Below are 14192 nucleotides of genomic sequence, written 5' to 3'. Positions count from 1 at the left end.
ACACTATGACTACCTCTTTACACTCCGCCTGCGCCTACCGTGCCCAACTGCTGTACTTTGTCGCGGACCCTGCCACATTGGAAGATCCTTCCGAAGCCGTGCGCTATCACAGTGACGGCCTGCTGCTGGTCAACGAACAGGGCCAGATTCAGGCCTGTGGCGACTGGGCCGAACTGTCACGCAGCCTGCCTGCCGATACAAAGACCGTGGATTTGAGCGGGCAAATCATCATGCCAGGCATGATCGACACCCACCTGCACTTTCCGCAAACCGACATTATTGCCTCTCCCTCCAGCGGCCTGCTGCCCTGGCTGGAAACCTATACCTTCCCAACTGAAGGCCGTTTTGGCGATAGTGAACATGCCCGCGAAGTGGCTGGCGTGTTTCTGGACGAACTGCTGCGCAACGGCACGACCACCGCCCTGGTCTATGGCAGTGTGCACCGCCAATCCGTGGATGCCTTCTTTGAAGAAAGCCACGAGCGCAATCTGCGCATGATTGCAGGCAAGGTGATGATGGATCGCAACTGCCCGGACTATCTGCAAGATACCGCCGAGTCAGGCGCACGCGATTCGGAAGACCTCATCAAGCGCTGGCACGGCAAGGGCCGCCAACTGTACGCTCTGACACCCCGTTTTGCGCCCACCTCCACCCCGGAGCAATTGGCCGCCTGTGGTGAACTGGCCCGCGCCTACCCCGATGTGTTTCTGCAAACCCATGTGGCAGAAAACAAGGACGAAATCAAATGGGTAAGCGAGCTGTTCCCCAAGAACCGCAGCTATCTGGACGTGTACGACAGCTTTGGTCTGCTGCGCCCTCGCGCCATCTACGGCCACAGTATCTGGCTGGACGAGCAGGATCGCGCCCGCATGCACGATACCGGCAGTATTGCGGCGCACTGCCCCACCTCCAACCTGTTCCTGGCCTCTGGTTTGTTCGATTTCCAGTCCATTCGCCAAAGCAAGGTGCTGCACACCCTGGCCACCGATGTGGGCGGCGGGACGTCGTTCTCCATGCTGCGCACCATGAACGAAGCCCACAAAGTGGCCCGTCTGAACAACTACCATCTGACCGCCGCATCCATGTTCTACATGGCCACCGAAGGGGCCGCGCGGGCACTGGACATGCAGGGTCAAATCGGCACGCTGGCTCCTGGTGCCGAGGCGGACTTTATTGTGATGGACCCCAAGGCCACTCCCTTGATGGCCCGCCGCAGCACCATGCTGAACTCGCTGGAAGAGCAATTGTTCATGCTGGCCCTGCTGGGTGACGATCGCTGCATTCAAGCCAGCTACAGCGCAGGCCGCTGCGTGCATCAGCGCGATCACTAAACACAACTGAAGCCGGGTCCTGGCGGGCAACTCCAATCATTACAACCGCCGCCAGGGACTCTTTTCCGTCTACCCAAAAAATATCTGCACGCGTTTTTCGATTTAACGCGGATTTTACGGTGCCAACGATACATTGATCCCGTCAGTAGGGAGCCAGCCCCGGCTCCCCCCTCTTCTTGGCGAGATTTGATTATGTCCGGCACATCAACACTGGTGCAACGCAACTCCCTGTTCTACCTGCTGACGCAGGTTGTGGGAGTGACCTTTTTGTTTCTCTGGCTGGCCAGCCTGACCCAGGACTGGTCCCCGCTCAATCCCTTGCTGGCATCCAGCCAGCAACCTGGCCATATGGCCCATGAAATGAAAGAGGCTCAAGGTCTGCTGACCGGCCTGATTGCCGCCGCTGGTTTGTTCCTGGCTGCCTGGAAGCTGCGCCAGCTGCGCGGACAAGAGGCCTTGCCAGGCAAACGCATCCTGTTGCTGGGCACCAGCCTGTTCCTGGCCGTGCCTTTGCTGATGCTGCTTCTGCAGTACTCCGCCGCCTCCCCAAGCCTGGAATCGCTGTATCACCAGATACCCGAGATCAAACCCTTGCTGGAAGTGGGTGCCATCGTCGCCGTGGGCGCTGGCTTGCTACACCTGTACTTTGCCGGTTGGGCCTTGAACCAGGCCCGCCTGCGCTGGGGGGGCCTGCTGGCCGGTTTGATCTGCGCCTTTTTGTTGGGCTTGCTGGAAGCGGATCAAGAGCGTATCAATCTGACTCAAGTGTTTGCCTCACTGGCGCTTGTCTGGCTGCTGGGCAGCATCGCCTTCTACCCCTTGATCGTGAATCCCGAACGCTGGTCAGCCTCCCATGGCGAACGCGCCACGGTTGCAGAGGCCTGGGAACATCTGGCCAGCATTCAGGTACAACGTCGCCGCAGCCTGGGGATGTTTGGTGGCCTGATGGTCGTGATTCTGCCTTTCTTCGCCTCCACATGGGCGGTCGACTCGCTGGTCTTTCAATTCACCCGCATGGCCGGTCTGGGGCTGGTCCTGATTGCCGTCCTGGGCCGCTGCTGGTGCATGTTGTACCTGGGTGGTCATAAAGGCTCCAGCCTGATCAGCCAAGGCCCCTACTCCATCAGCCGCAACCCGCTGTATCTGTTTTCCCTGTGTGCCGTCACCGGCATGGGTGCACTGTCCGGCAGCCTGCTGCTTGGCCCCATACTCGCCTTGTTTGTCTACGCCGTCTTCAACAATGTGATCGACGAAGAACAGGTTCTACTGCACAAAGTCTTTGGTCAGGATTATCAGGACTACTGCCAGCGCGTGCCCCGCCTGATCCCACGCCTGAGCCTCTGGAACAGCCCGAACGAACTGCAAGTGTCCCTGACAGGATTGGCCCGCACCTTGCGTGATGCCTTGCCCTACTTCCTGATCTGGCCCGTCTTTGCCCTGGCACAGTGGTTGCAAATCAATGGCTGGGTACCCGTACTTCTGCGTCTACCCTGATCGTCCCCAAGTGCAGTAAGCTGCACAAGAACTGTCCCAACCCTGTGGAACAAGCTGTCATGCGTGTCCTGATTGTTGAAAACGATACGACCATTGCCGAAAATCTTTATACCTATCTGGAACTGAAAGGCTTTGCTGTGGATGCCGCCTACGACGGCAATGGTGCACTGACACTGCTGCAAGAACAGGACTTTGATGCGCTGGTGCTGGATCTGGGCCTGCCCGGTCTGGATGGTTTTGGTGTACTCCAGGCCCTGCGCCAGTCCAGTCAAACACCCATCCCGACCTTGGTACTGACAGCCCGCAGCCAGTTGGAGAGCAAGCTCACGGCCTTTGATCTGGGGGCGGACGACTATCTGATCAAACCTTTTGCCCTGGCTGAAGTCGAGGCCCGGCTACGCGCTCTGATGCGTCGTGGCCCACCACAAGTACAGCACGGCTCACTGCATTGGGGCAGTCTGGAATACAACCTGGATACGGCGCTGGTCAGCGTAAACGGTCAGGAACTGCACCTGAGTTTCAAAGCCCGCCAGTTGCTGGAAGCTCTGTTACGCGACCCGCAAGCCATTCTGACACGTCGCTCCCTGGAGAAAACCCTGTGGCCACAGGGTGCACCGTCCCCAGAAGCCTTGCGCAGTCAAATCCATATCTTGCGCCGCGCCTTGTCCGAGGCTGGCGCAGGCACCATTGAAACCTTGCCCGGCATGGGCTGGCGTTTGCAACAGGAGAGCTAAGGGATGGCCATAGCCCCGCGCCGCAGCCGCTTCATGAGCACCCTTACCCAGCGTGTATCCTGGGCCCTGACCCTGATAGCCGCCTTGCTGGTCATCATTATGGGGGGACTGGCCTATGTAGCCTTTGCGCGCATGGAAGACGAGATGGTCAACGCCATGCTGGTCTCTTACGCTCGCAACCCCACTCTTTTACCCGACAGCGCCTACGACCGCAGTGAAGCCCTGGGCGCAGAGCTGGACAGCTATTGGTTTTTGCCGGGCCAAACTCTGGACAATTTGCCCGAATTTGCCCGTGTTTCCGAACCGGGCATTTACGAATTTCATCTGGGTAGTGACACCTGGCACGTGCTGCGCCAGGACAAAGAGCAAGGCCAGCTGTATCTGGTGTATCGCGCCACCCCTCACGAAGACCGAGTACGCGAGTTTGGCCTGATTCTGCTCCTGATCGGTTCGGCCACGATTTTGCTGGTGTTTTTACTCGGGCGTCGAGTAGCCCGCCACGCTGTGGCTCCCATGCTGACCCTGTCCCGCCATCTGGAAAACTGGGCACCCGGCCGCTCCGGCCTGCCCGAACACCAGGATGATGAAGCTGGCCGGCTGATCCGAGCCTTTAATCGCATGCAGGAGCAAGTTGAGGAACTACTGACGCATGAACGCGAGTTCGCCGCCAATCTGGGCCACGAGCTGCGTACAGGGCTGACTGCCATACGCAGCGATTGCGAGCTTTTGCTGCTGCAACTGCCCGAAGGCCCTCAACAACAGCGCCTGCAACGCATGATGGTCCACGCCGATGCCGTCACCGCCAGCCTGGATGCCGCAGAAAGCCTGGCTTACACCGCAGAGCGCCATGTGCGCGAAGTCGAGGTCCACGAGCTGGCTCAACAGACCTGGCAGGCCGTCGCCCTGCTGGATGCGGATAGCCAGCAAGTACGTTGGAGCAATTTGGTGCCTGACCACTTGCACTACACCTTGGACCCCTATGCCCTGTCCATGTTGCTGCGCATCCTGATGCGCAATGCCATCGACCACGCCGCCCCCTGCAAGCTGCAACTGAGCTGGATTGCCCCCTCAGTCCTGGCTTTGCAAGACGACGGCCCCGGCATTGCCAAACAAGATCAAATCCTGATCTTTGAGCGCCACTTCAGCCAGGGCAAACAACTGACGACAGGACTGCGCGAAGAAGGCCACAGAGGCATAGGCCTGGCACTGGCACGCCAACTGGCGTTGGCGCAAGGCTGGAGTTTAAGTGTACAAAGCGGGCCGAATGGCAAAGGCTGTGTATTCAAGCTGGATCTGGATCCGTCCTGATATCCTGAAACGGCAAACTTATCTGCACGAACGGTGTCGCCAAGAGCATCAAAAACTCATTGCGACAGGCAAGACCAAAGACCTAGTAAGCTTTTCTCAACTGCAGCGCCTAACCCTTGAAAAGAGATTTTAAAAGGCTGGGCAATGAGCACAAAAAAACCCGGTCTTATTCAGACCGGGTTTTTTATCTTGCTCAAGCAGACCTGCTAAAGACTTACTGGCTTTCCAGGAAGCTCTTCAGTTTGTCGGCACGGCTAGGATGACGCAGCTTGCGCAAAGCCTTGGCTTCTATTTGACGAATACGCTCACGCGTGACGTCAAACTGCTTGCCCACCTCTTCCAGAGTCTGGTCAGTGCTCATCTCGATACCAAAACGCATGCGCAGCACTTTGGCTTCGCGTGGCGTCAAGGAATCCAGGACATCTTTCACCACATCGCGCATGGAGCCGTGCAAAGCGGAATCCGATGGCGAAACGGTGTTGTTGTCCTCGATGAAATCGCCTAGGTGGGAATCGTCATCGTCACCGATAGGCGTTTCCATGGAGATAGGCTCTTTGGCGATCTTCAAGATCTTGCGAACCTTGTCTTCGGGCATATCCATCTTCTGGGCCAGGGTTGCGGGATCGGGCTCAACGCCGGTTTCCTGCAGGATCTGACGATTGATACGGTTCATCTTGTTGATCGTCTCGATCATGTGAACCGGAATACGAATCGTGCGGGCCTGGTCAGCGATCGAACGCGTAATGGCCTGACGAATCCACCACGTAGCGTACGTGGAGAATTTGTAGCCACGACGGTATTCGAACTTGTCCACTGCCTTCATCAAACCGATATTGCCTTCCTGAATCAGGTCCAGGAACTGCAAGCCACGGTTGGTGTACTTCTTGGCGATGGAGATCACCAGACGCAAGTTGGCCTCGGTCATTTCGCGCTTGGCTTTACGTGCCTTGGCTTCGCCCGTGGTCATGCGTTTGTTGACTTCTTTCAGGTCCTTCAAAGGCAGCACAACGCTGGTTTGCAGGTCGATCAGCTTTTGCTGAACTTCCTGAATGGCAGGGATGTGGCGCTCCAGAATGGGGCTGTAAGGATGGCCTGCTGCCACCTCCTGCACCACCCAATCCAGATTGGTTTCGTTGCCGGGGAAAGCCTTGATGAAGTGTGCACGTGGCATATCAGCACGATCCACACAGATGTTCAGGATTTCGCGCTCGTGCTGACGCACGATGGCAACCTGCTCGCGCATGGTATCGGCCAGCTTTTCCACCATCTTGGCGGTAAAGCGGATGCCCATGAATTCGTTCAGGATGGTTTCCTGGGCTTGCACATAGCCTGCGCTCTTGTAACCTTCGGACTCGAAGGACACGCGCATCTTGTCAAACCATTCGCCAATGATGTCGAATTTCTTGAGCGACTTGTTGCGCAGATATTCAATCTGCTTGCTGCTCATGCCGCCGGCTGGACCTTCGTCCTCGTCGTCAGCGGTTACACCGGAACCGGCGTATTCTTCGCCATCATCGTCCACCAGACCGTCAACCACTTCGTCGATCTGCATGACGCCTTCGCGTACACGCTGAACGTAGGCCAGGATCTCGTTAACCGTGGTTGGGCAGGCGGCGATAGCCATCACCATGTGCTTCAAGCCATCTTCGATGCGCTTGGCGATTTCAATTTCGCCTTCGCGGGTCAGCAGTTCCACCGAACCCATTTCGCGCATGTACATACGCACAGGGTCAGTCGTGCGACCGAAGTCAGAGTCCACCGTGGTCAGAGCAGCTTCAGCTTCGTCCTCGACGTCGTCGTCGCTGGATGCCATGGGCGCGTTATCGCTCATGAGCAAGGTGTCAGCGTCGGGAGCCTGGTCGTAAACCGAGATACCCATGTCACTGAAGGTGCCGATAATGCCATCAATGGCTTCGACATCCACCAGATCATCGGGCAGGTGATCGTTGATTTCACTGTAGGTCAGGTAACCGCGGTCCTTACCCAGCTTGATCAGGGCTTTGAGGCGATTGCGACGGGCTTCCTGTTCTTCAGGGCTCAGTTGGCCACGGACACCGAATACATCTTTTTCGGCTTTAGCGCGCTTGGCACCACGCTTGGCCACCGGCTTGAGATCAGGAATGACCTCTTCTTCGCCCATTTCGTCGTCATCGACAAAGTCGATACCGTCGTTATTGGCATTCTTTGCAGGACGTCCACGGCGACCGCCGGTAGCGGCTTTAGCCGCTGTTTTCTTGGCAGCCGCTTTTTTGGCTACCGTTTTTTTAGCAGCCGCCTTTTTAGCTGCCTTTTTGGCAGGCGCTGCGCCTGGCTCTCCACTTTCGTGAAGCTCATCGAGCTCTACCGAGCTTGATGCCCCTGATTTTGCTGTCGCGGCCAAAGTTTTCTTAGCAGACCGAGAGACCGTCGTCGAGGTTTTACCAGTCGTTTGAGTCATATTTTCTTCCATAGACGCCATTTACCCCTGTGGCACTAAATATGTAGCCACCGAGTCGTACAGGCAAGAGCCTGATAATGAGCGTGTTCACAACCGGCTTGCTCCTGGGCGTGTTGCGCGAGCGAACCCTAAGTCATTTAATCCCTGGCTCATGGGCTCAAGGCATAAGGTGGTTCACAATCCGCTAACCCGCCGCATTTGCTCGCGTACCAGTTTTAACCCCCTGGCCGGCCACAAACACAACACATAACCCAATATTTTACTTCACTTGCCGAGTATAAGCAGCATTCAACAAAGCAATACGGCGTGTCAATTCTTGATAACGCTGACGCTGTTCGGGCTCTTGCAAACCCGTGGCCACCAATGCCGACTGCTCTGCCTTGATCGCATCCAGTTCGATGCGATGCAGCGCATCACGCCATTCACCCTGCGGGTCAGGCAATTCTTCTTCGCCCAAGAGCTCCGTGGCCAGCGCTTCGAGCACAGGGGCCAGGTCGGACTCGGGGTCCACGGCCTCCAGCAACGCACCTGCGTGACGCGCCGAGCTGATATTGCTTAAGGCAATCAGCTCTTGCACTAAACGTAAATGGGGACTTTGCGCCAAAATTTCAAGTTGTTGATCGCCCAGCTCGCCCACCAGAGTCGGATGCCCAATAAGCAAGCGCAGCAATCGCTTGGCCATGGGCGTCACCGCACGGCTGCCACCCACGACAGCGCGCTCGGTCCGTTGACGGTTGTTCTTGCCCTTGCCACGAGCAGTCACTGGCCGCTCCTGATACTGGGGTTGAGGCTGCCAATCAGAGTCGTCCTGCCAGCCATCCATAGGCAGACTGTCAGCAAACGAACCATCAAAACCGTCCTCAAACAGCTCCATGCCATCTGAAGATGGTGCTGGCTGCGCCGGAACCGGTGGTCTGGCTACCAGACCATCCTGAGCAGGCGGCGTATCCACAGCAGGCCGACGAACCGGCTCTACGGTACTCAGGCGCTGCGCCAGCTCGTCCGGCGTCAGCAGCACCATGCGGGCAAATTCGTGCTGAATCTGCACTTTCAAGGTACTGTCAGCCAGTTCCAGCAGCAAAGGCAAGGCCTCGTGCACGCAGGCCGCGCGGCCTTCGGCCTCGTCCATGCGATGGCGGGCCGCCAGCTCGTCCAGGAAGAAGCGCGACAAAGCTGCTGCTTCCTGGGCCTGCTCGCGAAACGCGGCAGCACCGTGCTCACGAACAAAAGAATCGGGGTCGTGGTTATCCGCCAGGAACATGAAGCGGATGGACACATCGTCACGTACCAGCGGCAAGCAGGTATTCAAAGCACGCCAGGCGGCCTTGCGCCCTGCCCCGTCACCATCAAAGCAAAACACCAGCCTGTCGCTGGCGCGCATCAATTTGGTGATGTGGTATTCGGTTGTCGCGGTGCCCAAGGTCGCTACGGCATTGTGCAAGCCATGTTGCGACAGCGCCACCACGTCCATATAACCTTCAACAATCAGGACAAAGCCTTCTTTGCGTATGCCCTGACGTCCTTCCCACAAGCCGTATAGCTCGTGTCCTTTGGAAAACAGCGTGGTTTCCGGCGAATTCAGGTACTTGGGTTCGCCTTTTTCGATCAGACGACCGCCAAAGCCAATGATATGGCCCTTGGTACTGCGGATCGGAAACATGATGCGTGAACGGAAACGGTCGTAGCGACGACCATCTTCGGACTCGATCACCAGACCGGACTCAACCAGCTGCTTGTCTTCGTACTGCGGAAATACAGCCGATAAGCCGCGTCGCTCCGTACCTGTCCAGCCCAAACCGAAACGGGCAGCCGTCTCCCCATCCAGGCCACGACGTTTTAGATAGTCGATGGCAATGGGTGACTGTTTTAGCTGACGTAGGTAGTGCCCCTGTGCCGTCTCAAGAATATGATGCTGACGCGACAACTCGTCTTTACGACGCGCATCGGCAGCACGTTGGCGTGGGGTGCGATCTGCTTCGGGCACAGTCATTCCGACGGAACCAGCTAAGCTGCGTACCGCCTCGGGGAATGAAGCCCCTGTGTGTTCCATCAGGAACGAGATAGCCGATCCGTGAGCGCCACAACCGAAGCAATGGTAAAACTGCTTGGTGGGACTGACTGTAAATGAAGGGGATTTTTCGTTGTGAAAAGGGCACAGGCCAAGCAAGTTGGCCCCGCCTTTACGCAACTGCACGTACCGCCCGACGACATCTACGACATCGACACGGGCGAGCAGTTCCTGAACAAAAGATTCAGGGATCAATACAAGCGTGGAGGCAGTTGCTGGCTGCGGATGCGTTTGTAGTGACGCTTCACGGCGGCAGCGTGCTTGCGCTTGCGCTCAGCCGTTGGCTTTTCGTAGAATTCGCGCGAACGCAGCTCGGTCAACAGACCGGTTTTTTCAATAGTGCGTTTGAAGCGGCGCAGAGCAACTTCAAAGGGTTCGTTTTCTTTCAGGCGAACAATGGACATGTAATCCCTGACCTTTGTAAAAAGAGTTAGCGTAACAGATACGCCCAATATGGTAGCACGATTGCTGGCATACACCAAGCAAGGCGCAATTAGGCTATCCACCAATTATCTGAATGCCAGCGATCAAGCCTGGCCGGTACCCTTACGGATCCAGGCGTCCAGCTGATGAGGGCGAATGCTATCGTAGTCCTCAAAAGGCTGATGAATCCAGGGATTTGTGGGCAACTTGGACACGTAGTAGTCCGGGTCGACCTGGGCGTGGCCTTTCCACCACAAAACGGCGGTTTTCAGCTCGGTGATCGCGGGAAACTGTGCACGCAGGTGATCACGTACACGCATAAAAGTCTTGCCCGTATCGACCATATCATCGACCAGCAGCACATTCCCATCCAGGGTGCCACGGGTAATGGTGATGTATTGCGCAATATCCAGATCACCCTGTTCGGTACCGGCGGCTTCGCGATAGCTGCTGGTGGCCAAAATACCCAGGGGTACATCATAGATGCGCGAAATAACGTCTCCCACTCTCATGCCGCCTCGGGCCAGGCAAACAATTTTGTCGAATTTCCAGCCTGATTCGTGAATACTCAGGGCCAATTGTTCAATCAGGCGATTGTATTGTTCCCAGGAAACCCATTCATCAGTATCGCTATTTGGGGGCAGACTCATATGTATTCCAGATATAAATGCACTAGCTGCGCTTTGGTACCTGCAAAACAAGAGTCTGGTAGGCCAACGCAGCGTCCAGAACGACAAAGCGGCCCTTCAGGCCGCTCTGTACGCACCGTACAACGGTGCAAGGCATTATACCGCGATAAATCGCTTATTTGGTAAACGGATCGCGCAATACGATGGTTTCGTTGCGATCTGGCCCTGTGGAAACCATGTCGATAGGTACATCGCACAGTTCAGCAATGCGTTCCAGGTAACGACGAGCGTTGATAGGCAACTTGTCGTAGTCAGTCACGCCCACGGTGGACTCGGTCCAGCCGGGCATTTCTTCCAGAACGGGCTCGGCTTCGGCAACCGCGTGTGCGCCGTAGGGCAGGACGTCCAGGAATTCGCCCTTGTAGCGGTAACCCACACCAATCTTGATTTGCTCAACGCCGTCCAGCACGTCCAGCTTGGTAATGCACAGACCGGAAATACCGTTAATCATGACCGAACGCTTCATGGCCGCCGCATCAAACCAGCCGCAACGACGTGGACGACCGGTAACGGAACCGAATTCCTTGCCAACCGTAGCCAGACGCATGCCGGTGTCATCCAGCAACTCGGTCGGGAATGGACCCGAACCCACGCGAGTGGTGTAGGACTTGGCGATACCGAGCACGTAGCTCAATTCCTGAGGACCCACACCCGAACCTGCGGAAGCGGCACCGGACAAGCAGTTGCTGCTGGTCACGAAGGGGTATGTACCGTGGTCAATATCCAACAATGCACCCTGGGCACCTTCAAACAGGAGTTTCTGCCCTGCTTTCTTGGCCTGGTACAGGTTGTTGGATACGTCAGCAACCATAGGAGCCAGCTGTTCAGCGTGCTTCATGGCCAGGTCGCGAACCTGTTCAGCGGAAACAGCTTCAGCGCCCAGGTACTGGGTCAGCACGAAGTTGTGGTAATCCAGCGCTTCGGACAATTTTTCGTCAAAGATTTCGGGATCGTACAGGTCCTGAACACGCAGGGCACGGCGTGCCACCTTGTCTTCGTAGGCAGGGCCGATACCGCGACCGGTAGTACCGATCTTGCCGTCGCCTTTACGCTTTTCACGAGCCTGGTCCACGGCGATGTGGTAGGGCAAAATCAGCGGGCAAGCGGGCGAGATCTGCAGGCGCGAACGCACGTCCAGACCGGCAGCTTCCAGCTCGGCGATTTCAGTCAAGAGGGCCTCAGGCGACAGCACCACGCCATTGCCAATGTAGCAAGTGACGTGCTCGTGCATGATGCCCGACGGAATCAAGCGCAGAATGGTCTTCTTGCCATTAATCCACAATGTATGGCCAGCGTTATGCCCACCCTGGAAACGAACCACGCCATGCGCGGACTCGGCCAGCCAGTCGACGATCTTGCCTTTGCCTTCGTCACCCCACTGGGTGCCAATCACCACAAGGTTTTTGCTCATGTCTAGTATCAGAATAAAGGAGGCCGGCACGGTGCCGGACCAATAACAATCACCAACGCTACAAGCCGCCTGGCTTACAGCGCCCTAACTTGCCACTGACCGTCCAGCGAGACCAGCTCGCGATCGATCACGAATTCATCCAGATTCAGCTCCTGACCGGGCAGCATCTGAATCACAATTTCACCGTTTTGACGCAGCTGCTTGACCGCTGCAGTCAGGGCCGCATCACTCCCCCAGGGAGCGCGTACTGCACGGGCTGCCTGAGCCGGTGCCAAGCCAGCCGAGAGCTTGCGCAAATCCAGGCTGAAGCCGGTTGCAGGACGAGCACGACCATACATGCGGCCAATACCGTCAAAGCGTCCGCCCTTGACCAAGGCATCGTGCCATCCTTCGGCGTAAACCGAAAAGATCAGGCCCGAATGGTAGGCATAACCGCTGCCGATGTCGGCCAGGTCCACCGTAATTTCGTGGCCAGGCAAAGCATCAATGAAGCTGCGCAGGCTACCCAGAGCTTCGCGCACTTCCGGTTCGTCCGGCAAAACACTGCGGGCACGCTCCAGTACGCTGCCATCGCCATACAGCGAGGTCAAAGCCAGCAGATAGCGGGTGGTTTCAGGCAGACAGCCCGACTCACGACCCAGGGCGCGCAGGCCCGACACATCTTTGGCGTTCAGAAGCTCACACACTTCTGCCACGCGGGTTTTCAAAATAGGATCGCGCTCGATCAGGAAGCGTCCCAGATCGGGGTAGTTCAAGTCCAGGCGAGGATGATGCACCCCTGCCCGACCCACGCTTTCCAGCGCCAGTTGCACTACTTCCAGATCGGACTCAATACCGGCATGGCCGAAAATTTCCGCGCCAATCTGCAACAATTCACGGTCCGACAACAAACCAGCCGGACGGGCATGCAAGACCGAACCACAGTAGCAAAGCCGAGTGACGCCTTCGCGGTTAAGCAAGTGAGCGTCGATACGTGCCACCTGGGGGGTCATGTCGGCGCGTACGCCCATGGTGCGACCCGAGATTTGATCGACGACTTTGCTGGTACGCAGATTCAGATCTGTGCCAGAAACCGCTTGCAGGGATTCCAGATACTCCACCAGAGGTGGAGCTACCAGTTCGAACCCGTAAGTACGATACAAGTCTAGCAAATCGCGGCGCAGTTCTTCGATGCGGCGCGCCTCTGCAGGCAAGATATCAGCCAGGCTCTCTGGCAACAACCAATTGGACATACTCGTGCCTCGGACTACTTATAAACGAAAGTTCCAGCCAAACAAAAAGCGACTTGGGGCCTGTAAGCCGCCCAAGTCGCATGCGAAGTGGTGTTAGTAACTTACACGCTAGTATAAACGATCAGGGCCGCGGGTGGAACACCCAGCGGCCCTAAGTTCTCTAGCGGGGATCAGTTCGCAGGTGCTGCGGGTGATCCTTGCTTGCCCCAATACTTGAAGAAATCAGAGTCAGGGCTGATGACCAGTGTGTCGGTCTGTTTGCTGAAAGCACTGCGGTAGGCTTCCAGGCTGCGGTAGAAACGATAGAACTCGGGGTTCTTGCCATAACTATCGGAGTAAATGGCAGCGGCTTCACCATCACCCTGACCACGGATGGCCTGAGCTTGGGCATACGCGTCGGCCAGCAACTCTTCACGCTGACGTTCGGCCTCGGCACGGATACGCTCACTTTCAGCCGCACCAGTTGCACGCAAACGGTTGGCTTCTTGTGTACGCTCGGCTTCCATACGACGGTATACCGATTCCGAAATCTCGGGAGCGAAGTCAATACGACGCAAACGCACGTCAATCACTTCCACACCCAAAGGACGGGCACGGGCCTCAACGGCCGTCAGCACTTCACGCATGATGGCATCACGCTCGGTGGAAACCACTTCTTTCACCGTGCGCACGTTCACCGAAGCGTTCAGGGCGTCACGAATCTGGGCTTGCAAACGCTCGACAGCACCACGATCCGTTGCGCCAAAGGTCACGTAAAACAGGCGTGGATCGGAAATGCGCCATTTGACGTACGAGTCGATCAGCAGGTTTTTCTTTTCAGCCGTCTGAATACGCTCAGGATCCTTGGTTTCAATCGTCTGCAGACGCTTGTCCAGAAACACCACGTTTTCAAACGGTGGCGGCAACTTGAAATACAGACCGGGAGTCGTGATGGTGCCGCGCACCTCACCCAGGGCAAAAACCAGAGCCGCATCGCGCTCACGCACGATGAAAACGGAAGACAGCAGCAGACCGACAATTACCGCCAGGGCCACCAGAGCAGGAAATAAACGTTGCATCAAGCTC

General features: G+C 56.9%; 11 protein-coding genes. 4 read left to right on the top strand and 7 right to left on the bottom strand.

Annotation, left to right across the window (positions count from 1 at the left end):
• Positions 1 to 5 precede the first annotated feature (5 nt).
• The 4 genes from guaD (at position 6) to WFM49_RS02915 (ending at position 4867) form a co-directional block, all read left to right on the top strand.
• Positions 6 to 1331 carry a guanine deaminase gene (guaD, locus tag WFM49_RS02930; RefSeq protein WP_324575766.1) on the top strand — a complete coding sequence of 442 codons (1326 nt, stop codon included), beginning with the start codon at positions 6 to 8 and terminating at the stop codon, positions 1329 to 1331.
• Positions 1332 to 1523: 192 nt separating this feature from the next.
• On the top strand, positions 1524 to 2825 hold the full coding sequence (locus WFM49_RS02925) for a methyltransferase family protein (protein WP_009455852.1): 1302 nt from the start codon (positions 1524 to 1526) through the stop codon (positions 2823 to 2825).
• A 59-nt stretch (positions 2826 to 2884) separates the two neighbouring features.
• A complete protein-coding gene (locus WFM49_RS02920; RefSeq protein ID WP_009455854.1) occupies positions 2885 to 3559 on the top strand; it encodes a response regulator transcription factor in 675 nt (224 codons plus the stop codon).
• Positions 3560 to 3592: 33 nt separating this feature from the next.
• Complete coding sequence (locus WFM49_RS02915) at positions 3593 to 4867, top strand: sensor histidine kinase (RefSeq protein WP_031231909.1); 1275 nt, start codon at positions 3593 to 3595, stop codon at positions 4865 to 4867.
• 214 nt (positions 4868 to 5081) lie between these two features.
• Here the strand turns inward: WFM49_RS02915 and rpoD are convergent, their stop codons facing one another.
• The 7 genes from rpoD to hflC form a co-directional block, all read right to left on the bottom strand.
• Complete coding sequence (rpoD, locus tag WFM49_RS02910) at positions 5082 to 7304, bottom strand: RNA polymerase sigma factor RpoD (RefSeq protein ID WP_336971563.1); 2223 nt, start codon at positions 7302 to 7304, stop codon at positions 5082 to 5084.
• Positions 7305 to 7563: 259 nt separating this feature from the next.
• Positions 7564 to 9567: a DNA primase gene (dnaG, locus tag WFM49_RS02905; RefSeq protein ID WP_009455860.1), complete on the bottom strand. Its 2004-nt coding sequence runs from the start codon at positions 9565 to 9567 to the stop codon at positions 7564 to 7566.
• Positions 9564 to 9776, bottom strand: coding sequence for a 30S ribosomal protein S21 (rpsU, locus tag WFM49_RS02900; protein WP_003799344.1), 213 nt, complete (start codon positions 9774 to 9776; stop codon positions 9564 to 9566). The genes dnaG and rpsU overlap by 4 nt, the downstream gene beginning before the upstream one ends.
• A gap of 123 nt (positions 9777 to 9899) precedes the next feature.
• Positions 9900 to 10445, bottom strand: coding sequence for a phosphoribosyltransferase (locus WFM49_RS02895; RefSeq protein WP_021446480.1), 546 nt, complete (start codon positions 10443 to 10445; stop codon positions 9900 to 9902).
• 154 nt (positions 10446 to 10599) lie between these two features.
• Positions 10600 to 11895 (bottom strand): adenylosuccinate synthase, encoded by a 1296-nt coding sequence (locus WFM49_RS02890; protein WP_009455867.1) that lies wholly within the window; start codon positions 11893 to 11895, stop codon positions 10600 to 10602.
• A 74-nt stretch (positions 11896 to 11969) separates the two neighbouring features.
• Positions 11970 to 13127 carry an ATP phosphoribosyltransferase regulatory subunit gene (locus tag WFM49_RS02885; RefSeq protein ID WP_009455869.1) on the bottom strand — a complete coding sequence of 386 codons (1158 nt, stop codon included), beginning with the start codon at positions 13125 to 13127 and terminating at the stop codon, positions 11970 to 11972.
• Between the two features lie 170 nt (positions 13128 to 13297).
• Positions 13298 to 14185: a protease modulator HflC gene (gene hflC / locus WFM49_RS02880; RefSeq protein ID WP_021446479.1), complete on the bottom strand. Its 888-nt coding sequence runs from the start codon at positions 14183 to 14185 to the stop codon at positions 13298 to 13300.
• Between the last annotated feature and the right edge of the window lie 7 nt (positions 14186 to 14192).

Source organism: Alcaligenes sp. PF14 (assembly GCF_037150615.1).
GTDB classification, from domain to species: domain Bacteria; phylum Pseudomonadota; class Gammaproteobacteria; order Burkholderiales; family Burkholderiaceae_B; genus Alcaligenes; species Alcaligenes phenolicus.
This window is presented reverse-complemented; position numbering and strand designations above follow the sequence as displayed.

What these genes read in the sequence shown, in the direction of transcription:
- guaD (WP_324575766.1), top strand. Translation starts at nt 6, where the DNA reads ATGACTACCTCTTTACACTCCGCCTGCGCCTACCGTGCCCAACTGCTG.
- WFM49_RS02885 (WP_009455869.1), bottom strand. Translation starts at nt 13,127, where the DNA reads ATGTCCAATTGGTTGTTGCCAGAGAGCCTGGCTGATATCTTGCCTGCA.
- WFM49_RS02925 (WP_009455852.1), top strand. Translation starts at nt 1,524, where the DNA reads ATGTCCGGCACATCAACACTGGTGCAACGCAACTCCCTGTTCTACCTG.
- WFM49_RS02895 (WP_021446480.1), bottom strand. Translation starts at nt 10,445, where the DNA reads ATGAGTCTGCCCCCAAATAGCGATACTGATGAATGGGTTTCCTGGGAA.
- WFM49_RS02890 (WP_009455867.1), bottom strand. Translation starts at nt 11,895, where the DNA reads ATGAGCAAAAACCTTGTGGTGATTGGCACCCAGTGGGGTGACGAAGGC.
- rpsU (WP_003799344.1), bottom strand. Translation starts at nt 9,776, where the DNA reads ATGTCCATTGTTCGCCTGAAAGAAAACGAACCCTTTGAAGTTGCTCTG.
- WFM49_RS02915 (WP_031231909.1), top strand. Translation starts at nt 3,593, where the DNA reads ATGAGCACCCTTACCCAGCGTGTATCCTGGGCCCTGACCCTGATAGCC.
- WFM49_RS02920 (WP_009455854.1), top strand. Translation starts at nt 2,885, where the DNA reads ATGCGTGTCCTGATTGTTGAAAACGATACGACCATTGCCGAAAATCTT.
- hflC (WP_021446479.1), bottom strand. Translation starts at nt 14,185, where the DNA reads ATGCAACGTTTATTTCCTGCTCTGGTGGCCCTGGCGGTAATTGTCGGT.
- rpoD (WP_336971563.1), bottom strand. Translation starts at nt 7,304, where the DNA reads ATGACTCAAACGACTGGTAAAACCTCGACGACGGTCTCTCGGTCTGCT.